Here is a 20,310-nt window from a genome sequence, read left to right on the forward strand (position 1 = left end):
GACGGCAGCAATCGGTCTACACAGCCAGAAAATCGGCGATCCGCGCCCGGTGCGCACGCGAATCCCCCTGCAGCGCTTCGTTTCCGAGAACTCGGCGGAAGTAACTGTGCGCAGCGTGCTCCCACGTGAAGCCCACTCCCCCGTGCAATTGCACGGCCTCGTGGGCCACTTGTACCGCAGCGTCGCCACACACCGCACCCGCGACGGCAATCGCCAGACGAGCGTCATCGGGATCCTCGTCGTGCACCGCTGCGGCATACCGGGCGGCCGATCGGGCACGCTCGAGTTCGATCAACAGGTCGGCGAGGCGGTGTTTGATCGCCTGGAACGAGCCGATCGGGCGGCCGAACTGATGACGCGTCTTGACGTGATCGAGCGTCATCTGCAGCAGGGCGTCTGCGATACCGGTGTTCTCGCACGCGAGCGCCAGAGTCGCCACATCCTGTATCCGTGCGATCGCGTCGCCGGCTCCGTCCACCGACACCAACAGCGTCGCGGGGGCACGATCGAACGAGATATCCGCTTGTCGCCTGGTGGAGTCGACGACACGTCGATCACGCACAGCAGATGCACTTTTCGTCGGCACCGCGAAGAGGGCTGCCCCTTCGGGAGCGCGGGCGCTGACGACGACGAGATCGGCACCGCCACCTCCGACGACAAAGCGCGCCTGTCCGCTCACAGCCCAACCGTCGCCGGTTCGCAGCGCCTCGAGGTCGTCGGACTCGACGGTAAGTGCGCTCACCGCCACAACCGTCCTGCCGTCGAGGATTTCGTCGAGCAGGTTCGAGTTGCCCGCCTCCATCATCGCGCGAACCCCTACGGCTGCATGCTGATAGACAGGTTCGACAGCCAGAGCGCGACCGCATTCCTCCAGGATGATGCCCAGCTCGACCATTCCGTAACCGAGCCCCCCGGCCTCCTCCGGAACAGCAAGGGTTGTCACCGACATGTCGGTGACCAGTCGTTTCCACAGGTCGACCGAGTAGCCGGGGGCAGCGTCCGCAGCGGCCCGCACCTGTTCGATCGTGGAGTACTTGGCGAGGACTCCGCGGATGGCCTCGCGTATTTCGGCTTGTTCGCTGCCGGGCGTCAACGCCGACGGCTCCGAGCGAGGCCAGGGGGCTTGTGCGTCGCGGTGAGATGAGGTCATGTCGCTCCACTCGAGTTGAATTCAGTTCTTTCTCGAACCATAACCGCTCGAACCCTCGACAAACAGGGTTTGCCTGAACTAAGTTCAATTCATGTCACTGGAGATTGTGGAGTATTACGCCACCCTGGACGCCGGGCACCTGAACGAGGCGGTTGCGATGCTTGCCGAGGACGTCGCCTTCTCGATGATCCTGCCGGGCGGGGCGAATCGAAAGACCGGACGGGCCGCCATGCTCGAGTACCTGTCCGGAAGACCCCCCGTCGACCGCAAGCACCGGGTTCTCCGATCTGCCGTCGACCAGGACCTACAGTTCGCACACGGTGCAGTGACCGAAGGCGACCGGACCACGGGCTACTTCGTCGGAACCATGCACGTGCGCTCGGACGGTCTGATCGACCGCTACCAGGTCTCGTTCGACACCGAATTCGACCTACTGGTCACCGATGCAGGAGAAGGCCGATGAGCTCCGACACGCACCCGACGCCGACTCTGCAGCGCTGGTTCGAGTACATGGATTCCGACGACCCGGATCGGGTCCTGACCATGATCTCGGCGGACTTCCGGATGTCCGTGCAGTTTTCCAAGGGACACGGCGAGGCAGCCGAGTTCGTGGGCGACCGCAACGGACTCGTCGCCTACCTCCAGCAACGCGAGAAGAGCACCCTGATTCATCATCTCGATCGCGGCGCATCCGTCGACGGCACCGAGATGGTGCTGGGACGGACCACCCGCGACGGAGCCTTCGAGGCGTCGTTCAACGCCTCGGCCCAACTCGACGACAACGGGCACGTCCGACGGTTGCTCATCGCCCGCACGCCGGAATTGGCGTTCGACTAGGAGCCGATCGGCTCGCGAAACAGAGAAGAAAAGAGCGAGATGCCTGAGCAAGCACTGATTTTCGAGGCTATTCGTACCCCGAGAGGCAAGGGACGCAACGGATCGCTGCACGGCACCAAGCCGGTGGACCTCGTTGCGGGGTTGATCACCGAACTGCGTGCTCGATTCCCCGATATGGATCCGTCCGACATAAACGACGTCATCCTCGGCGTCGTCTCGCCGGTCGGAGAACAAGGCGCGGTCATCTCCCGCGCAGCCGCTTTGGTGGCGGGTCTGCCGGAATCGGTCCCCGGCACCCAGATCAATCGTTTCTGCGCGTCCGGGCTCGAAGCGACCAACCTGGCTGCACAGAAGATCGCTTCCGGTTGGGACGATCTGGTGATCGCAGGCGGCGTGGAGTCCATGTCCCGGGTGCCGATGGGCAGCGATGGTGGTGCCTTGTTCACCGACCCGGCCACCGCTTACGACCTCTACATCGTTCCACAGGGCATCGGTGCCGACCTGATCGCGACAGTCGAGGGCTTCTCCCGGCACGACGTCGACACCTACGCGGCGGAGTCTCAGCGACGCGCCGAGGCAGCGTGGAGTGCGGGCTACTTCAAGAAGTCCGTCGTTCCGGTCGAGGACTTCAACGGCGTCACCATCCTCGACCACGACGAGCACCGACGCCCTGGAACCACCACGGACAGCCTGGGCAAGTTGAAGCCGGCCTTCGCCGCGCTCGGCAAGGCCGCGGGTTTCGACGACGTAGCGCTGCAGAAGTACGTCGACGTCGAACGCATCGATCATGTCCACACCGGTGGCAATTCCTCGGGGATCGTCGACGGTGCCGCCCTGGTTCTCATCGGTAGCGCCGCGGCCGGAGCACGCGCAGGCCTGGTTCCCCGTGGCCGCATCGTGGCCACGGCTCAGGTCGGCAGCGAACCGACGATCATGCTCACCGGTCCGACCCCTGCCACCGTGGCAGTGTTGAAGCGAGCGGGCCTGACCGTGGACGACATCGACGTGTTCGAGCTGAACGAGGCATTCGCCTCCGTCGTGCTCAAGTGGATGAAGGACCTCGACATCCCGCACGAGAAGACCAACGTCAACGGCGGAGCAATCGCGATGGGCCACCCGCTCGGGGCCACCGGAGCGATGTTGGTGGGCACCGTACTGGACGAGCTGGAACGAACCGGTGGCCGCTACGGCCTGATCACCCTCTGCATCGGCGGCGGAATGGGCGTCGCCACCGTCATCGAACGCCTCTGAACCGCCCACCGTCGACACATGGAAATACGAGAAAACATGAGCGAGAACATGATCGGATGGGAACGCGGTGCCGACGGCATCGTCGTACTCACGATGGACGACGCAGGCAAGAGCGCGAAAACGATGAACGATACGTACATCGCGTCGATGGCCGCCACGGTCGAGCGGCTCGAAGCCGAGAAGGACGACATCACCGGTGTCGTGATCACCTCGGCCAAGAAGTCGTTCTTCGCCGGCGGCGACCTCGACGACATGACGAAGGACCCGGGCGCTGTCGACGAGCGGGACGTTGCGCGCGCCTTGACCGAGCGGATCGACGGAATCAAGAGTGTTCTTCGACGGCTCGAAACCCTCGGCCGCCCAGTGGTGGCCGCGATCAACGGCGCGGCCCTCGGCGGCGGCTTCGAGATTGCGTTGCACACCCACCACCGCATCGCAGCAGATGTGCCGGGCACCCGAATCGGCCTCCCCGAGGCCACGCTCGGATTGTTGCCCGGTGGCGGCGGGATCGTCAGAACGGTCCGATTGATGGGACTCGATGCCGCCCTGTCGAAGGTGTTGACGAAGGGCCAGCAGCACTCGGTGGCCGATGCGAAAAAGCTCGGGCTGATCGACGACACCGTTGCCGGTGTGGACGAGCTGATTCCGGCTGCGAAGGCGTGGATCGCCGAGAACCCGTCTGCTGTGCAGCCGTGGGACGTCAGGGGTTTCGAGATACCCGGTGGCGGACCGACCGATCCTGCCGTCGCTCAGAATCTATTGGCCGCAACGGCGCTACTGCGTAAGCAGCTCAAGGGCGCACCCGCCCCGGCACCGCGGGCGATCCTCGCCGCAGCGGCGGAATGCGCGTCGGTCGACGTCGACACTGCGGATCGCATCGAAACCCGCTACTTCGTCTCGCTTATGACCGACCGAGTGGCGCAGAACATGATTCGTGCGTTCTTCTTCGACATGCAGACCATTCGGCGCGGCACGTCCCGCCCGGCCGGCCATGACACGTTCACCGCCCGTACCGTCGCGGTCATCGGGGCCGGAATGATGGGTGCCGCGATCGCGTACGTGTGCGCCAAGGCCGGTATCGAGGTCGTATTGAAAGACCTCGACCGGGACGCTGCCGACCGCGGAAAACTCTACGCCGAGAAGCTGGAAGCGAAGGCTCTCGAGCGGGGCTCGACGACGGCCGAGAGGTCGGCGGCACTGCTCGACCGGATCCGGCCGACCGCGGACGCGACCGATTGCGCCGCAGTCGATCTCGTGATCGAAGCAGCATTCGAGTCCGTGGAGGTCAAGACTGCGGTGTTCGGGGAACTGGACGGGATCGTTCCCGCCGATATCGTTCTCGGCTCCAACACCTCTCAGCTTCCCATCTCGATCCTGGCCGACGGCGTGAGCCGACCCGAGAAGTTCATCGGGATCCACTTCTTCTCCCCCGCCGACAAGATGCCCCTGGTCGAAATCGTCCGTGGCAGGGAGACTTCCGACTCGACAGTGGCGAAGGTTATCGACTTCGTTTTCCAGATCGGTAAGACTCCCATCGTCGTCAACGACAGTCGGGGCTTCTTCACCTCGCGAGTGATCGGCGCGTTCCTGGACGAAGCGATGGCCGCGGTCGGCGAGGGCGTCAACCCGGTCTTCATCGAACAGGCAGGCGCGCAGGCAGGCTACCCCGTCCCGCCGCTGCAATTGATGGACCAGGTGACCTTGTCCCTGTCGCAGAAGATCCGTAAGGAGAACGAACGCGCGCTGGCGAGCGAAGGCAAGCCGACGCGCCGACACGGCTCGGATGCGGTGATGGACAAGATGGTCGGTGAACTCGACCGCTCCGGGCGTGCCGCCGGCGGCGGCTTCTACGACTACGACGAATCGGGCACGAGAACCGGGATCTGGCCGGGCGTGCGTACGTCTTTCGACTCGGGTTCGACTCGAATTCCTTTCCGCGACATGCAGGAAAGGATGCTGTTCGCCGAGGCGATCGAGGCGGTCAAGTGCCTCGACGAAGGTGTGTTGACGAGCGTGGCCGACGCGAACATCGGGTCCCTGCTGGGCATCGGCTTCCCACCGTGGACCGGGGGCGTGATCCAGTACATCGACCAATACGACGGCGGGCTGTCCGGTTTCGTCGACCGAGCACGAGAATTGGCATCGAAGTACGGGGCTCATTTCGAGCCGCCACAGTCGTTGGTGAACAGAGCAATGCGCGGAGAGCGCGTCCATGCACTCGTGTCCTGAACGAAGAGAGAATGCTGTGAACGCACTACGTCGATCGGTGATGTCCGTCGGGATCGCAACGGTGACTCTCGTTGCTGTGGCATGTGGGCAGTCCCAGGATGCCGGGTCCGCACCGGTGGAGGGAACGTGGGACGACGTCGTGGCCGCGGCCAACGGCGAAGGGAGCGTGCACCTGTACTCCAGTCAGCATCCCGAGAACCTCGCGACACTCGAGACCGCTTTCGAGTCGAAGTATCCCGACATCGATCTGGAGTTCACGCGCGGCAGCGACGTCGAACTCAACCCGCGCGTGGAGACCGAAGCCCGCACCGGCCGTGGAACAGCCGACGTGCACATGTCGACCGATCCCGCGTGGATCACGAATGCGTCCGAATCGGGCACCTACTCGACACCGATGGTCGGTCCGGCCTTCGACGACCCGGCGTACGCACGGTCTACAAGCGTGCTGAACGACACGTTCTTCCTCACCAGCGCAGCGATATTCGCGCTCGGGTGGAACACCGATGCTGTTCCTGCCGGGCTGTCGTCCCCGCAGGATCTGTTGGATCCAGCCTTGAGAGGGCGGATCGGCGTCGTGAATCCTGCGGGGTTCGCCGCCGTCGTCGACGAGTATCGCTTCTTCGACGAGAACTGGACCGGTGGCGGATTCCTGGACAAGCTCGCCGCGCAGGAACCTCGGGTGTACCCGGGTGCGCTTGCCGTGGCACAGGCATTGAGCTCCGGTGAGATCGCTGCATCGCCGATGGTTCCCCCACTGGTTCGGGAAAAGGATGCCGGCGCACCCGTCGAGTGGACACTTCCCGATCCGGCGTGGGGTGCGCCGTACTACTCCCACGTGTTGTCCTCGGCTCCGCATCCCAACGCCGCGCAGGTGCTGGCCGATTTCATGGTGTCGGCCGACGGGCAGCGCGCCCTGTCGAAGGGATACGGTAGCGCTCTGCCCGACGTCGAGAACTCGGTCGCGTCGGCTCAGGACATTCCGCTGCCCGATACGGATTCACTGACGCCGGAGAAGGTCTCGCAGTTCCAGCAGGAGTGGGAAAGCAAGTTCAACTGAAATCTCGGACTCGAAGGAAGCCCAGCGCGACCATGAACAGCCGAACCCTCTGCCTCAGCTCATATCCGAGCGGAAAACTCACGACCGAGCATCTGAAGCTGGTGGACATCCCGCTCGCCCCGCTGCTCGATGGCGAAGTGCTGGTACGAAATACGTGGCTCTCGATCGACCCGTCGATTCGACTGCGCCTCGGTGATTCGGCACCGTCCGGGTACCTACCACCGCTCCGGATCGGAGATGCGTTGGTGGGGTTGACTCTCGGCATCGTCGTCGAGTCACGGCACGAGAACTTTCGGCCCGGAGATCTGGTGTCACACATGTACGGCTACCGCGACTTCGCAGTGGTCTCCGCCGCGGCCGGCGGATTGGGCGGCGCGGGCACCCTCACCAGAATCGACGCCCACGACTGGCCACAGCAGTGGTTTCTCGGTCCACTGGGAAGTTCCGGCCTCACGGCCTACGTCGGTCTCTTCGAGGTCCTGGACATTCGACCGTCCGATACCGTCTGGATCTCGGCTGCCGCAGGAGCGGTCGGCAGTATCGCTACCCAACTCGCAGCCCACCACGGATGCACGGTGATCGCGTCCGCAGGCAGCCGACGCAAGGCCGATCACCTGGTCGATGCCCTCGGAGCCGCCCGCTCGTTCGACTATCACGTCGGCGACACGGCCAGCCTTCTCGCACAAGCAGCCCCGGACGGGATCGAAGCATACTTCGACAACGTCGGCGGTTCTCACTTCACCGCCGCCCTCGACGCACTTCGACCCGAAGGACGCGTCGCGATGTGCGGGGCAATTTCCACCTACGAAACATCGAACACGCTGCCGTCGAACCTGTTTCAGATCACCGCCAAGAGCTTGTCGGTACGAGGATTTCGAGCCGGCTCGTTCGGCCATCTCTACGACACGATGCGATCCGCCGTCGGAAGTCGACTGGCCGACGGGACCATGACCTACGAGGAGTCCGTCTACGACGGCCTCGAGCAGGCCTCCACCGCACTGGTCGATCTACTCAACGGTCGAACGAGCGGAAAGACGCTCTGCCGACTGTAAAGCCCTGCCAACTGTGAAATCTGACGCACCGGTTCAGAGCGGTCCGGCGTTCCACCGCACGACGCGCGGCGGCGTCCATTGCTCGCTCAGGGCTTCTACGGTCGGTTGATAGATCCTCAGGACCAGAAAGAACGGATGCTGGGGTGCCGGAAGCCAGGCGTGGTCGGGACTGTCGGTCTTGGGCGGCGATGCGCTCACTGTGATCGTCGACGGTCCTGCGGCTCCGTCGCCTTCGTTGATCGCTGATCCCACCGAGTGATTCTTCCCGGGCGCGTCGTACAACCAGCCGGTCTCTGCGTCGTACAGCGTGACGCTCCAAAAAGCCTGCGCTGGTGGTGAAGTGACGAAATCGATGTGGTATTCGTCGCCGCCTTCGCACGACAGGCGTTGTCCATCTTTGTCGACATAGGTGTTGTACGAGCAGTTCTCCTCGACAACGTTCGCGCCGAGACCGACATAGTTCATGATCGCGCGTGCAAGAAAGTTGTGTCCGTGGGCCCCCTTGCCGAGCACTCGAGTCCAGCCGGATTCGGTGCGACGCCCGAGCAGGGATCGGGATCGGGACAACATCGTCATCGCGGTTTCGAAGCCCTGTTCCAAGCCTTTCCGTGTGGCCTCATCGAGGTCGTGCGCAGAGAAGGTGCCAGTACCCACACCGAGCTGTCGGAATTGGTGCACGTGGGCTACGTCGGTGAACGGCACTCCGTTCACCGCCAGCGACGCATCGAGGGCCGTGAAGAACGCTGCCGACGAGACTTCGACCGCACGAGGATCGACCACCGGCCACGCCGGCACCGACGCGATCGGTGCATCGATCGTGACCGCGTCCTGCAGCCTGTGCACGGCCGGCAGGTCCGAGTCTCCGAACGCCTGTATCCGCATCAACAGCCACATGATCGGTGTGGCGACTCTGAACACCTCGATACCTTCGGGAATCGAACCGGTCCAGTCCGAACACGCCAGGAACAACGCGCGCGGCTGTTCGGGGTGCGTACGCCGACTGACATTGCTGGCGTTGCTGTAGGCGTCCAGGAAATTCAGCGTGTAGTACCGGCTACCGAAATCGGGAAGAACGACGACGATCGGTCCATCCGAAAGGTCGAGCCAGGCATTGGAATACAGCGTGTCGACATTGGGGACCCGGAAGGCCTGGAACTCCGCACCGGCAATCGTCCGTTCGTGGACGAGCGAATTGGTCGCCCACCGTTCGCCGTCTGCAGCCGGGGCACACGCGTCACACATGCCGGCGTATTGGTACACCGACGGCAGGCCGTAGACCACAGCGTGCATCGCCAGTGATTGTGCCCAGTGCTGCCGGTCCAGTGCGTCCGACGGGTGTACATCCGCCGCATCGGTTGCAGCGATCTGATCGGCCGACTTCGCGTCATACGTGCGCATCGGTGGATAGTCCTTTCTCGTCGAACGATCATTCCGCCCTCAGGAAGTGATTGACATCACGCAGCCTACCTGGTGAACTGAGATCAGTTCAACTAGGAGGACGACGTCATGCGACATTCGGTTCGGACAAAACACATCATCACCGCGATGCTCGTCGCAGTGTCGACTGCCGCGCTCAGCGCGTGCGGCTCGTCTGGCGGAGACACTGCATCGGTGGAGGGAAACTGGGAAGACGTGGTGTCGGCGGCCGAAGAAGAAGGCTCGGTGACGCTCTATTCGAGCCAGAACACCACCATTCTCGACAGTGTCGAAGCTGCGTGGAATGCGAAGTATCCCAACATCGCTCTCGAGTACGTGCGAGGTACGGATGCGGACCTCAATCCACGTGTCGAGGTCGAGAACAAGACGGGGAAGGGGATCGCCGACGTCCACGTCGTCACCGATACCGCGTGGATCGCCTCCGCTGCAGATTCCGGGAGTTACTCCCAAGAGCTACGCGGCCCGAGCTTCGACAACCCCGACTACCACCGGGACTCCAGCGTCAAGAACAACCGCTTGTTCCTGAACGTCGCGGCCACGTTCGGAATGGGCTGGAACACCGATGCGGTTGCAGACGGCCTGGCCGATCCTCGAGATGTTCTCGACCCCGAATACAAAGGGCGAGTGGGCGTTGTCAGCCCGGTTGGCATCGCGTCGTACGTCGATCTCTACAGCTTCTATCGTAAGAATTTCGGCGAAGATTTCCAGGAACGGCTCGCCCGACAAGAACCGCGTATCTATCCCAGCGCCCTGGGAATCGCGCAGGCATTGACGTCGGGCGAGGTTGTCGTGGCACCGATGGTGCAGCCACTGGTTCAAGAGGTCGCCACCGGTGCGCCGGTGAACTGGGCTCTTCCGACGCCGTCGTGGGGAACCCCCTTCTACGGTCACGTCACCTCGGTCGCACCACATCCGAATGCGGCTCAGGTCTTGGCCGATTTCCTGGTCAGCGCGGAAGGACAAACCGCGCAGGCCATCGGAGTAGCGACAGCACTTCCCGGCATCGCCGGGGCAACCGCTGATGCACAGGACGTGCAGGCCCCCGACCCCGAACAATTGACCAAACAGTACGTCGACCAGCAGTCTGCGGAGTGGGAACAACAGTTCGTGAGGTAGCGCTCAGCAGCGGAGCAGAAGCGAGCACAGGCCGTGACGGGTCGCACCGTCATGGCCTGCCCATTTTTCACCTCACCGTGATGTGCGCGGACCAGAGGACAAAGGTCAAGGCGATCACCCCGAGGGCCGGAATCATCACTGCGAAGACATGAGCACGGAACGGAAATGACAGCGGCACAGTACTTTTACTCCCCGAAGCACGAGCCGCCCTCATCCGCTCGATCCAACCCGAGAGCAGTAGAGCCGCTGCGCCGAAGCTGACCAGGACAGCGAGCATCACCAACGCGGGTTGGCGAGTGTGCGCGCTCAGGCGGATGCCGATCACTGCACAGACTGCGACCGCCGACTCGGTCCGTGCCCAGGCCAGCTCGGTGCGCTCGACTTGCAGACCTCCATCCCCCAGCTCGCCGCCCGGCCGCCTGTCCGGGCGCTCCCGACCGCCTCGCCAGATCGTCACAGGACGGACCACAGCACCAGAGCGCCGACCGTTGCGAGAACCGCCGCCAGGGGCAGGGCGATACGCGGAGACGGAAGGGCCTCTGACTTGCGCATGGACTTCTCGGTCCTCGCCCAGCCCCACCATGCATGCAGAGGAACACCGATCGACGACACGATCAGCAACACCGAAGCCACCGCACTCGGCGCGGACCCGCCACCGATGCCGAAGACCTGTAGAGCCACCCCGGCTGCCATCAACGCCAGCGACGTTCTGATCCACGCGAGATAGGTCCGCTCGTTCGCAAGACTGAAGCGTGGATCGGGCTCGCCGCCGACGGAATACACCGATCGGGGAAACCTACGACGACCGCCGTCTTTCACATCGACCTCTCGAACTCCGCTGCATTCACAGCATCGCCGTGTCCAAGCACTCCGTATCGCAGACTTCGATACCTGTTCCAGACTATAGTGGAGGTGAATTCAGTTCACCTGGAGGCCCTATGTCGATCGAAACCGAGTCGGAAAGTACCGATCTGCGTGCCGATGCCAGCGCACTCCAGGTCTGGGGATTCCCCGTGATCTTTGCCCAACGCCTCCGGCTGCGGTTCACCGATCCATCGAGACCACACGCGCAGCGACCTTCCACGTCCGCCGGTGCCCCACTCAATTGTCTGGGCCACCAACGTGAACTCTCGAATCCCACGCTGACGGCCGGTGTCGCCCCGAATGTCGACACGCTGTACACGTTGGCGTTCGTAGACCTGGACTCCGGCACCTTCGAGCTACAGTTACCGGAATTCGGAAACCGTTACTACAGCGTGCAGATCGGTGAAGCGGACTCGTCCACGAATACGGTTGTCGGACAGAGGACTCACGGGTCTCGCATCACTCCGATCACCCTGTTCCGACAGACAGCCGCGCCGGCCGAGGTTGCGGACGGATGGATCGCGTGTCGGTCGAGATTCGCGATGATTGCCATCCGGATTCTCGTCGATCCATCCCGGGTCGGAGACATGAACACGGTCAACGAGTTACAGAACCACATCGTTCTGTCCGGCCCGCCCACACCGCCGATTGCGCGGGCCGATCTCGCCCTGAGCACCGTCGACCGTTCCGACGAACTGCGGCGGCCCGTCGAATTTCTCGCCGCCCTCGATCACGCCACGGTCAACCTCGCCGATTCGGACGTACCGGGTTGGGTCAGTCGCACGCACCGCCGTCTCGTCGATGCACTCGAGAACACCGTCGAGCGTCGTACCGCCGAGCGGGACATCGCGGACGGACTACGGAAAGGCCTCGAAGACATTGCTGCGCAGGTGAAATCGATGGGCCGTCTCGTCAACGGCTGGGCTGTGAACGACGCAGGTGCAGACTTCGGAGCAGATCATCTTCTACGAGCCGCCGTTGCCTACTCCCAGATCTACATCAACCCTGCCGCCGAGGCGTCCTACCCCGTGTGCGAACAAGACGAGGAAGGCCGTCAGCTCAACGGCTCGAACGACTACGCCATCACCTTTCGGGTCGGCCATTTTCCGCCCGCAGACTATTTCTGGTCGATGACCGTCTATCACGCGCAGGGACTTCTCTACGCGAACGAACTCGACAGGTACGCCATCACTGACCGCACACAGGACTTGAAACACGACGAGGACGGGTCCCTCACCGTGCTGGTCCGAACCAGCTGCCCGACAATCGGAACCGCGACCAACTGGCTGCCGTGCCCACCCGGCGACTTCCGTCTGATGCTCAGGCTGTACGGACCGACACCGAATTCCCGCTGGTCTCCCCCGCCCGTGGTACGACTGCTGTGATCGACCCGTATTTCGAACGCAACCCTGGCGATGCGCTCTGCGGATCGGGTCATTCTGCGGCCCTTGTTGCCGACAGAAACCCAGCCGTAAGCCTAGTTTCCCCATCATCATCGACATCCCGGTGAGGACACCGGCGCAATCATGTCCGTAGGTGGAGCCACGCGTAAACTCCGTTTCATGTCGCGTCCTGCACCTCGACCCGAACCATTGTTTCGTCGACTTCTGCTGCGGCGCTTGACGACTTGAGAGCGCGACTTCGAGCGACATGGTGGCCGGACGATACCCCAGATGCCGGGTGGTCGCTCGGCGTCGACGTCGGCTATCTGCGTGAACTCGTCGAGTACTGGGCCGACGAATTCGACTGGACGGCACAGGAGTCGGCCCTGTCGAGACATCCTCGATTCCGGGTCGACGTCGGTGATCTGGGCATTCACTTCGTGCACGCACGGGCAGTGTCGCCCGTGGGCCCGGTTCTTCCTCTGGTCCTCAGCCATGGGTGGCCGGACTCGTTCTGGCGTTACTCGAAAGTTGTATCGCTGCTGACCGATCCGGGTGCACACGGCGCTGACCCCGCCGATGCCTTCGATGTCATCGTGCCCGACATGCCCGGTTACGGATACTCGGATCCGCCGACAGGACCCCCTTTGAATTCGATTGCAGTGGCAGGACTTTGGGCCGAGCTGATGCACATTCTCGGGTATTCCCGTTACGGGGCCGCCGGAGGTGACATCGGCAGCGGCGTCAGTCGCTACCTGGCTTTGGACCACCCTGGCTCCGTGGTGGCCGTCCACCGCATGGATGCTGGACTGCCCGTTTTCACCGGCGACCCCGCAGACCTCTCACAGCAGGAGCGGGACTTTCTCGACAGGGCCGCCGCGTGGGGTACTGCGGAGGGCGCTTACGCTGCGATGCACCGCACGAAACCGCAGACCGCGGCCGTCGGGTTGACCGATTCGCCGGCCGGACTGGCCGCATGGATCGTGGAGAAGCTCCGAGGGTGGACCGACTGCGACGGGGACATCGAGCGCAGCTTCAGCAAGGACGAAATCCTCACCAATGTCACCCTCTACTGGCTCACCGGAACCATCGGGTCGTCGATGCGTATGTACAACGCCAACGGTTCCATTCCGTTGGAGCAGCACGCCCGTCGGGTCGAGGTGCCGTCAGGGTTCTCGCTCTTCGCGGGTGATCTGACCAGTCCGCCCCGCTCGTGGCTCGACCGCGTCGCGAACGTCGTTCATGTGTCCGAGCTTCCGCGCGGTGGGCACTTCGCGCCGTTCGTGGAACCCGATCTGTACGCGCAGGAACTGCGCGACTTCTTCCGGCCGTATCGTGCGGCCCTCACGTAGAGCGATCGAAATACACGGGCATTTCTCTGCGTCTCAGCACCCCATCTCCCGAAGCACTACCGAGGCTCGTCGAGTTCCAGGGCCAGTTCCATGCACCGCAGGCGTGCAGGGGAGAAGTCGTAGGGCAACATTCGGACGGCCTCGGTAAGGCTCTTCGACCCGCATGCCGTACCGGTGTCGGCGGTAGCGGGGTGCAACTCGTCCCAGGCGTCGAACCGGGCGTCGTCGGCCTGCGCCAGACCGGAGCTCTCGATGACCGCGTGGAGGGCGGTCTCGAAGGCGTGCCGTTCGGCCGCCACCTCCGCCACGCGAGGGTCGTCGACGGCAACCGTGTCGTCGAGCGCCTCCTCGGCGGCGGCGACCCGGTCGGAACACGCCCGCAGGTCCGGGTGGGTGGCCAGGGCGATGAAACGCGACGCCTGGACGGACGCGCCGAGCGCGCCGAAGATCCGTTCGGTCACGAGCAGGGTGTCGAGGTCGTCCTGCCGCAGGGCTCCCTCGGGCAGTTCTGCGAGGCGATCGCTCACGACGTCGGAGAGCAGGCCCAAACTGCTCCCCTGCGCCCGCATACGCTGCACGGCGATCCGCTGCTGCTCGAGTTCGGCCTGCCGGGCGACAAGGGATCCCTCCAGCCGGTCCAGAATGCGCGCGACGTCGCTGTCGGCGGTACCGGACGCGAAGGCGTCGCGGATGTCGTCGAGAGCAATGCCGGCGTCGGCCAGCCGGCGGATCCGCAGCAGCTGGATCATCTCGTCGTAGCCGTAGCGGCGGCGGTCGTCGCTGCCCCGCTCGGGCTCCGGGAGCAGACCGATCTGGTGGTAATGACGGATCGCTCGCGGCGTGGTGCCGACGAAGGCGGCAGCTCCCCCGATCGTGACTCGGCGCGGTGGGATGAATGACGAGAACATGGGCTGGCCTTCCTCGGTGGGCGGGACACGTCCACTGCACCACATGACGCTACGGAAGGTGCAACTCCGCTACTGATATGACGTCTCATAGGGCAACAGGTTCAGAGACATTCGAGGGAACGCACCCTTTCGGGTGACGAACCTGGCCGTCGAATCCCCAGCAGCGCTGCATATTCCATTCGGTCTGGTCACCTCCCCGTGCAGGCCGTGACTCGTGCGCTCGACCTACTACTCTCGGTTCGGACTCTCCGCGGTGTGTGGGCGAGCCAAAGCAATGCGGTTGCGGCCGTTGCGTTTTGTAGTGAAGAGCGCAGCGTCGGCTGCGGCCAGTGTCCCGTCGAATATCTCCCGGGGAGTGCTGCGGTCCATGTGCGGCAACGAACCGCCGATGCTGACCGTGATCGCGATGTCGTCGTCGACGTTGTGTACGGCACGACGCAACCTGTCTGCGAACTCGCCGAGGGTCGGCGTCGGATCAGGAACGAGGACGACGAATTCGTCGCCGCCCAGTCTCGCGACGACTGCGTGCCGGCCGGCAGACATGGTCAGGCGCATCGCGGTCAGTCTCAATGCCACATCACCGGCTGAATGGCCGTGGTGGTCGTTGACTGCTTTGAAATGGTCGATGTCGATCAGCAGGATCGCGGGGTATCCGGCGCCGTCGCTGGTGTCGAGTGCTCTGGCCTCGAGGCCCCGCCGGTTCAGCACTCCGGTCAACGGATCCGTCATCGCATCGGACAGGTGTACCCGAGAGGACTTCAACAACGCCCGCGAGTACGCCCACAGCAGTGTGACGGCGCCGTTGATCACAATGACGGCCACAAACACTCGCAGGGCGATCGATACGGTATCGGTCGAGGCCCTGGCAAGCGCCATGGCTCCGAGTACGAGCACGAAGACGGTGCTCCACACGACGTGAAACCAGATCACGTTCGGTCGGGCGAAATGGGCAGCGTACGCGCCGACCAGCGCGAGCAGCATCGCGCCGTGAAGCGCCGCCAGCGGGTCGGAGTACGTTGCGGTCACGACGGTGACACCGACTTCGCAGTACACGACGAACCAGTTGTTGACCGGTGCCCGGCGGGACCACAAGTCCATCCGGTAGTCGGCTTTGCTCATGATCCATGCGACGGGAAGCGTACTGATGCACACGGCGTAGGTGAGCACGGTGCCGAAACCGTCGGTGGGGCCGTCCTGCGTGAAGGTGGTGCCGATGCCGACGAGCCCGAACAGCAGTGTTTGAACGACGACGCCCATTCGCAGCAGCGGGTCGGGAGATTCCTGGTACGTCCGAGCGCCCGCCGGAATGTCGGTTGGCGTCGTTCTACCCGGCGATTCCCGGTGTCTACCCACGGGAACCGTCTCGCGTCATCTCCGTTCGCCACCGCAGACTGGCTCGGATCGCGTCGCCGACGCTTGCCGTGAGTTCGGCGACCGTTCGCTCGGAATCGAACTGTGCAGGTTCGGCTTCCGTTGTCGGTCGGCGAACCGGCTCGATCGAGCGCCCGGTACTCGGGGTCCGGCCATCTATCCCCAACCGAAATGCACTGGGCGGGGCCATACGGATGGTGGGAAGACGTTCGGTGTTTCGTGTCACTGCAGAACAATCGATGGTGAGCAGCATTCGATCGTGGCGCACGAACGTCTGCTTGTCTGCAATGACAACGTACAAGCCGTCGTTCGCCTCGGCACGCGTGGCCAGTCTCGTGAGGACCCGACGAATACGTTGCTGACACTGCGTTCGGTCCGAGGAAACGACCAGCGCGGCACCTGACACCGAAGATCGCGTGTGGCGGGCCTGCTCCGTCAGGCTCGTCCACGCGGGATTGTCGCCATCGCCGAAATATGTTCGCAACAGCCAAAGTTCAGAGTTGTTCGTACCGTCGGGCATGGTGATCCAATCCGAGAACGACGGGTGCAGCGAACCGCACGATCAGATGGAGGGAACCGTACGCAATTTCAAGGGCACGTTGTCGGCGAGGAATGCGAGTTGATCACCGATGACCGATGAAAACAGGGGTTCGACGTACGGATCGAAGTGACCGCCCGAATAGGTGCGTACCGTGGCTTTGCGAACTTTCGCCGCGGCGCGTTGCGCGACGGACGCCGGGGTGACGGAATCCTCGGACGCGATCTGCACCAGCGTTGGGCAGTCGATCGCCGACATCGTGCGGCCCGGGGAGTACCGCCAGATTTTCAGCAGTATCCGCGCCGCCACGGTCTCGGGGTAGTCGCCGTCGGTCAGGCCCGACTCGAGGACCAAGCGGTCACGCCCTTTCATCGCGTCGGGTGAGACCATCACAGCGCGTGTGCCAGGTAGCCCGACACTGTCGACGTAGTGCGGTGACCGTCCGAGGGCGGCGCGGACGCTGTCGGTGATGGCGGCCGGTGCCAGCCGCAGTGCCTGCCTGAACCCGGTGGCGCGAACGGCGGCGATGCCGTCGATGTGGGGCACCTGTGCGATGACCGCTGTGAACCGAACGCCGTTGCCCGCCAACGTGAGTACGTGGCCGCCGGCGAAGGACGTGCCCCACCCGACGATTCGGTTCTCGTCGACGCCGTCGAGAGAGCGAGCGAAGTCGACTGCGTGTCGCCAATCGGCAAGCTGAGCATCCACGTCCAACAACTGGCGCGGTTCGCCTTCACTGTCCCCGAAGTACCGATAGTCGAAGACGCAGACCACGTAGCCGGCCTCGACGAAACGCTCGGCGTAGGCGTACAGGCGCATCGCCCGAGGTGAGCCGAATCCGTGCGCCATCACGATTGCAGGTAGTGGCATGGCGGCGGACACCGCGGGACGAAAGACCGTTGCCGCGCAACGAACTCCGTCCGACACGAAGGACGTTTCGGTACGGGTGAAGCCGGAGTGTTCGTCGGTGGTCATTCGTTCGTCTCTCTGTTCTACAGCAGGGTGGTGATCGGATCTCACAGCTTGAAAGGGTTGAGGGTCTTGCCGAGGTAGTAGCCGATGCGAGTCGGAATCGGCTTCGCGGCAGCAGCAGTCACCTTGTTGACCATCCCGGGCACGCACACCGGCGTGCCGTTGTTCACGGCACGCCAACCTTCTCGGACGACGTCCTCGGGGCTCTGCCACAGAAGAGCGGGCAGCTTGGAGGTCGCTGCATCTCGGGTTCCCATCACGTCGTGGAACTCACTGTGGGTGAAGCCGGGGCAGAGCGCAGTCACGTGGATGCCATGCGGCCGCAACTCCATGTCGAGTGCTTGCGAGATGTCGAGCACATAGGACTTGATTCCGGTGTACAGCAGACTTGCACCAGGGGGAAGCAATGCCGCCAACGACGACAGATTCACGATTCGGCCGTATCCGCGTTCTTTCATGCCGGGCACCGTGAGATGAGCGAGTTCGGTGACGGCAGTGATCATCACCTGTATCTCCGCGGCGAGTGCGTCGAACGGCGCATCTGCGAACGTGGAGTTCCCCGACATGCCCGCGTTGTTGACGAGGATGTCGACGTCGACGCCGAGGGATCTCGTTTCTTCGACGATGGCCCGGGGCGCAGCGCGATCGGCGAGATCCGCGGGCACGACGTCGCATCGCACATCGTGCCGAGACGACAGCTCGTCCGCCAGGGCGGTGAGCCGGTCCTCGCGTCGCGCGACGAGCACGAGGTTGTGCCCTTCGGCGGCGAGGTGTCGAGCAAATGCCGCGCCTATGCCCGCTGATGCTCCGGTTATCAGCGCGGTTCTTCCGGTCTTCGCCATCGACGGGCCTCCACTCTTGAATGGTATTCAAGGACGGTAGCAGGGTCTTGAAGACCATTCAAGATATGGTTGGTCGTATGCCCAGGAATCGCGGACTTCACGACCGGGAGAGCAAGCGCGAGGACATCGTGGTCGCCGCCCGCGAAATGTTCGTATCCGACGGCTTCGATCGCACCTCGATCAGCCGTCTGGCAAAAGCAGCAGGCGTCACTGCGAACACGCTGTATTGGTACTTCGGAGACAAGGACGACATCCTGGTCGCTGTTCTGACGGCAATCGCCGCCGAGGACGCCACGGACTATCTCCAGATCGTCGATCTACCACTTGCCGACCGGCTGTTCTGGCTGGTGGAGCGGCTCCGCAGAGTCGGCCCACTGGTCTCCACCGTGCACGATCGGGTGACCGAGTCCGAGGCCATCGATCAGTGGCACAACGGGTTTCATGCCTTCGCGGAATCGCTGTTCGCCGCCGATATCGCGGCTGCAGGACTGTCCGGAGAGGCGGCCGATGCCATGCTCCGTATCGGTACGTTCGTCGTCGAGGGATTGCTGACTCACGCGGCGTCGCCAGAAGTCTCCCGAGCAGTCATCGAGCAACTAGTCGACACCATCGCACCCTCATCAGGAAGTAATCCACTATGAGTACCGAACCCGATACCGCGTCGACCGGTCGTCCGCGAGTCGCAGCCGACCACGCCGACTCGGAATCGATCATCGCGATTCCCAGCATGGACCCGTTCTATCGGGCCCCTGCCGGTTTCGAGCACACGGAGCCGGGAACCGTGTTGCGGTCCCGCGCGGTGACCCTCGCGTTGTTCGGTGTCATTCGGCAGAAAGTGTCGGCGTGGCAACTTCTGTACCGGACCACCAGCCTCGACGGGGCAGCGCGTGTCGCGGTCACGACGGTGGTTCTTCCGGTCGGGGGGCGAGCGCAATCGGAGCGAGCACTGCTGTCCTATCAGTGCGCGATCGACGCCGTGTCGGATCGGTGTTTCCCGTCCTATGTTCTGCGGGCGGGCGCTCGAGCCGTCGGCTCCGTACCGCAGTTCGAGTTCATGATCATCCTGTACGCACTGCGCCGCGGATGGGTTCTGTCCCTCCCCGATCACGAGGGCATGGACGGGCTGTGGGGAGCCCCGATCGAGCCCGGTTACTGCACGCTCGACGGCGTCCGCGCGGCACTGTCTTTCGAGCCGCTCGACCTCACAGCCACCACCCCTGTCGCGCTGTGGGGGTACTCGGGCGGCGGGTTGGCGACGTCATGGGCCGCGGAGGTTGCAGCCGACTACGCCCCTGAACTCGACGTCGTCGGCGCTGCACTCGGATCGCCCGTCGGCGACCCCGGATCTGCATTCTCCCGCCTCAACGGCACCATCTTCGCGGCGCTGCCCGCGATGGTGGTGGAGGGCCTCCGTCGCACCTACCCCGTACTCGACCGCCTCGTTCGCGAACACGTTGCCGCGGCGGGGCTCGAAACCCTCTCATCTCTGCACCGCAAGACGACAGTGCACGCCGTCGCGTCCATGGTGATGCACGATCTGGAGCGGCACCTCGATATGCCGATGGCAGACCTCCTGGCGGCACCCGAGATGGTGCAGATTTTTCAGGATATCCAGCCCGGCAAGTCGGCACCCGAGTTTCCGCTGCTCGTGGTGCAGGCGGTGCATGATCCGATGATCGACGTCGACGACGTGGACGGGCAAGTACGCCGGTATCGCGCTGCGGGAGCGAACGTCACCTACATCCGCGATCGTCTCAGCGAACACCTGTCGCTGCACCCGATCGCGGCCCCCATCACTCTGGATTGGCTCTCGGATCGCTTCGCGGGCAAGCCGACCGACGAATCGTCGACGATCACCGTGTGGTCACTGGCCGGATCTGTGCCGGGGCTGCGCGGATTGCTCGGACTCGCGGTATCCACCGGACGCGCATTCGCCGGCCGAATCGGTTGAT

General features: G+C 63.8%; 20 protein-coding genes. 11 read left to right on the top strand and 9 right to left on the bottom strand.

Translation table 11 applies throughout. From position 1 onward, the window contains the following. Window positions 1–16 precede the first annotated feature (16 nt). Window positions 17–1,150 (bottom strand): acyl-CoA dehydrogenase family protein, encoded by a 1,134-nt coding sequence (locus tag CH251_RS26780; protein WP_094615747.1) that lies wholly within the window; start codon window positions 1,148–1,150, stop codon window positions 17–19. 91 nt (window positions 1,151–1,241) lie between these two features. On the opposite strand from CH251_RS26780, the gene CH251_RS26785 reads away from it, so the two are divergent. From CH251_RS26785 to CH251_RS26810, 6 genes are read left to right on the top strand one after another with little or no spacing between them, the layout of a single operon-like run. Next, window positions 1,242–1,613: a nuclear transport factor 2 family protein gene (locus CH251_RS26785; RefSeq protein ID WP_094615748.1), complete on the top strand. Its 372-nt coding sequence runs from the start codon at window positions 1,242–1,244 to the stop codon at window positions 1,611–1,613. Beyond that, entirely contained in the window at window positions 1,610–1,987 is a 378-nt protein-coding gene (locus CH251_RS26790) for a hypothetical protein (RefSeq protein ID WP_094615749.1), read from the top strand. The genes CH251_RS26785 and CH251_RS26790 overlap by 4 nt, the downstream gene beginning before the upstream one ends. Window positions 1,988–2,026: 39 nt before the next feature. Further along, the gene (locus tag CH251_RS26795) at window positions 2,027–3,238 is read left to right on the top strand and encodes an acetyl-CoA C-acetyltransferase (RefSeq protein ID WP_094615750.1); all 1,212 of its coding nucleotides are present in this window, start codon (window positions 2,027–2,029) and stop codon (window positions 3,236–3,238) included. A gap of 36 nt (window positions 3,239–3,274) precedes the next feature. Further along, a complete protein-coding gene (locus CH251_RS26800; RefSeq protein ID WP_094615815.1) occupies window positions 3,275–5,467 on the top strand; it encodes a 3-hydroxyacyl-CoA dehydrogenase NAD-binding domain-containing protein in 2,193 nt (730 codons plus the stop codon). Between the two features lie 16 nt (window positions 5,468–5,483). Next, window positions 5,484–6,524 carry an ABC transporter substrate-binding protein gene (locus CH251_RS26805; RefSeq protein WP_256979328.1) on the top strand — a complete coding sequence of 347 codons (1,041 nt, stop codon included), beginning with the start codon at window positions 5,484–5,486 and terminating at the stop codon, window positions 6,522–6,524. A 32-nt stretch (window positions 6,525–6,556) separates the two neighbouring features. Continuing rightward, window positions 6,557–7,576: an NADP-dependent oxidoreductase gene (locus CH251_RS26810; RefSeq protein WP_094615751.1), complete on the top strand. Its 1,020-nt coding sequence runs from the start codon at window positions 6,557–6,559 to the stop codon at window positions 7,574–7,576. A gap of 33 nt (window positions 7,577–7,609) precedes the next feature. Here CH251_RS26810 and CH251_RS26815 read toward each other — a convergent pair whose 3' ends face one another. Then, complete coding sequence (locus CH251_RS26815) at window positions 7,610–8,974, bottom strand: DUF1254 domain-containing protein (RefSeq protein ID WP_094615752.1); 1,365 nt, start codon at window positions 8,972–8,974, stop codon at window positions 7,610–7,612. A 108-nt stretch (window positions 8,975–9,082) separates the two neighbouring features. Between CH251_RS26815 and CH251_RS26820 the strand changes: the two genes are divergently transcribed. Further along, window positions 9,083–10,129, top strand: a complete 1,047-nt coding sequence (locus CH251_RS26820) for an ABC transporter substrate-binding protein (RefSeq protein WP_256979329.1) — start codon at window positions 9,083–9,085, stop codon at window positions 10,127–10,129. A 67-nt stretch (window positions 10,130–10,196) separates the two neighbouring features. Here the strand turns inward: CH251_RS26820 and CH251_RS26825 are convergent, their stop codons facing one another. Continuing rightward, a complete protein-coding gene (locus CH251_RS26825) occupies window positions 10,197–10,586 on the bottom strand; it encodes a DUF202 domain-containing protein (protein ID WP_094615753.1) in 390 nt (129 codons plus the stop codon). Further along, window positions 10,583–10,912 (bottom strand): YidH family protein, encoded by a 330-nt coding sequence (locus CH251_RS26830; RefSeq protein ID WP_256979330.1) that lies wholly within the window; start codon window positions 10,910–10,912, stop codon window positions 10,583–10,585. The genes CH251_RS26825 and CH251_RS26830 overlap by 4 nt, the downstream gene beginning before the upstream one ends. A gap of 155 nt (window positions 10,913–11,067) precedes the next feature. Between CH251_RS26830 and CH251_RS26835 the strand changes: the two genes are divergently transcribed. Together CH251_RS26835 and CH251_RS26840 are read left to right on the top strand one after the other, a co-directional pair. After that, the gene (locus CH251_RS26835) at window positions 11,068–12,378 is read left to right on the top strand and encodes a DUF1214 domain-containing protein (protein WP_094615755.1); all 1,311 of its coding nucleotides are present in this window, start codon (window positions 11,068–11,070) and stop codon (window positions 12,376–12,378) included. Window positions 12,379–12,620: 242 nt separating this feature from the next. After that, window positions 12,621–13,727, top strand: coding sequence for an epoxide hydrolase family protein (locus CH251_RS26840; protein ID WP_373454994.1), 1,107 nt, complete (start codon window positions 12,621–12,623; stop codon window positions 13,725–13,727). Between the two features lie 56 nt (window positions 13,728–13,783). Here the strand turns inward: CH251_RS26840 and CH251_RS26845 are convergent, their stop codons facing one another. The 5 genes from CH251_RS26845 to CH251_RS26865 all read right to left on the bottom strand — a co-directional run bounded on the left by CH251_RS26845 (window position 13,784) and on the right by CH251_RS26865 (window position 18,358). Next, a complete protein-coding gene (locus CH251_RS26845) occupies window positions 13,784–14,635 on the bottom strand; it encodes a MerR family transcriptional regulator (protein WP_094615756.1) in 852 nt (283 codons plus the stop codon). Window positions 14,636–14,863: 228 nt separating this feature from the next. Further along, the gene (locus tag CH251_RS26850) at window positions 14,864–15,988 is read right to left on the bottom strand and encodes a GGDEF domain-containing protein (protein WP_143544996.1); all 1,125 of its coding nucleotides are present in this window, start codon (window positions 15,986–15,988) and stop codon (window positions 14,864–14,866) included. Continuing rightward, entirely contained in the window at window positions 15,981–16,526 is a 546-nt protein-coding gene (locus CH251_RS28340) for a hypothetical protein (RefSeq protein WP_094615758.1), read from the bottom strand. Before CH251_RS28340 ends, CH251_RS26850 begins: the two co-directional genes overlap by 8 nt. Before the next feature lie 42 nt (window positions 16,527–16,568). Then, window positions 16,569–17,519, bottom strand: a complete 951-nt coding sequence (locus CH251_RS26860) for an alpha/beta hydrolase (RefSeq protein WP_094615759.1) — start codon at window positions 17,517–17,519, stop codon at window positions 16,569–16,571. A gap of 41 nt (window positions 17,520–17,560) precedes the next feature. Further along, entirely contained in the window at window positions 17,561–18,358 is a 798-nt protein-coding gene (locus tag CH251_RS26865) for an SDR family oxidoreductase (protein WP_094615760.1), read from the bottom strand. A 77-nt stretch (window positions 18,359–18,435) separates the two neighbouring features. Between CH251_RS26865 and CH251_RS26870 the strand changes: the two genes are divergently transcribed. Beyond that, complete coding sequence (locus tag CH251_RS26870; protein ID WP_256979331.1) at window positions 18,436–18,999, top strand: TetR/AcrR family transcriptional regulator; 564 nt, start codon at window positions 18,436–18,438, stop codon at window positions 18,997–18,999. After that, on the top strand, window positions 18,996–20,309 hold the full coding sequence (locus CH251_RS26875) for a lipase family protein (protein ID WP_094615761.1): 1,314 nt from the start codon (window positions 18,996–18,998) through the stop codon (window positions 20,307–20,309). The genes CH251_RS26870 and CH251_RS26875 overlap by 4 nt, the downstream gene beginning before the upstream one ends. The last annotated feature ends 1 nt before the right edge of the window (window position 20,310 follow it).

Origin of the sequence: Rhodococcus sp. 06-462-5 (genome assembly GCF_002258315.1) — a bacterium.
Taxonomy (GTDB): domain Bacteria; phylum Actinomycetota; class Actinomycetes; order Mycobacteriales; family Mycobacteriaceae; genus Rhodococcoides.

Excerpts from the sequence above, each read along its gene's own strand:
- CH251_RS26780 (WP_094615747.1), bottom strand. The coding sequence starts at position 1,150 with ATGACCTCATCTCACCGCGACGCACAAGCCCCCTGGCCTCGCTCGGAG.
- CH251_RS26785 (WP_094615748.1), top strand. The coding sequence starts at position 1,242 with ATGTCACTGGAGATTGTGGAGTATTACGCCACCCTGGACGCCGGGCAC.
- CH251_RS26790 (WP_094615749.1), top strand. The coding sequence starts at position 1,610 with ATGAGCTCCGACACGCACCCGACGCCGACTCTGCAGCGCTGGTTCGAG.
- CH251_RS26795 (WP_094615750.1), top strand. The coding sequence starts at position 2,027 with ATGCCTGAGCAAGCACTGATTTTCGAGGCTATTCGTACCCCGAGAGGC.
- CH251_RS26800 (WP_094615815.1), top strand. The coding sequence starts at position 3,275 with ATGAGCGAGAACATGATCGGATGGGAACGCGGTGCCGACGGCATCGTC.
- CH251_RS26810 (WP_094615751.1), top strand. The coding sequence starts at position 6,557 with ATGAACAGCCGAACCCTCTGCCTCAGCTCATATCCGAGCGGAAAACTC.
- CH251_RS26815 (WP_094615752.1), bottom strand. The coding sequence starts at position 8,974 with ATGCGCACGTATGACGCGAAGTCGGCCGATCAGATCGCTGCAACCGAT.
- CH251_RS26820 (WP_256979329.1), top strand. The coding sequence starts at position 9,083 with ATGCGACATTCGGTTCGGACAAAACACATCATCACCGCGATGCTCGTC.
- CH251_RS26835 (WP_094615755.1), top strand. The coding sequence starts at position 11,068 with ATGTCGATCGAAACCGAGTCGGAAAGTACCGATCTGCGTGCCGATGCC.
- CH251_RS26845 (WP_094615756.1), bottom strand. The coding sequence starts at position 14,635 with ATGTTCTCGTCATTCATCCCACCGCGCCGAGTCACGATCGGGGGAGCT.
- CH251_RS28340 (WP_094615758.1), bottom strand. The coding sequence starts at position 16,526 with ATGCCCGACGGTACGAACAACTCTGAACTTTGGCTGTTGCGAACATAT.
- CH251_RS26860 (WP_094615759.1), bottom strand. The coding sequence starts at position 17,519 with ATGACCACCGACGAACACTCCGGCTTCACCCGTACCGAAACGTCCTTC.
- CH251_RS26865 (WP_094615760.1), bottom strand. The coding sequence starts at position 18,358 with ATGGCGAAGACCGGAAGAACCGCGCTGATAACCGGAGCATCAGCGGGC.
- CH251_RS26870 (WP_256979331.1), top strand. The coding sequence starts at position 18,436 with ATGCCCAGGAATCGCGGACTTCACGACCGGGAGAGCAAGCGCGAGGAC.
- CH251_RS26875 (WP_094615761.1), top strand. The coding sequence starts at position 18,996 with ATGAGTACCGAACCCGATACCGCGTCGACCGGTCGTCCGCGAGTCGCA.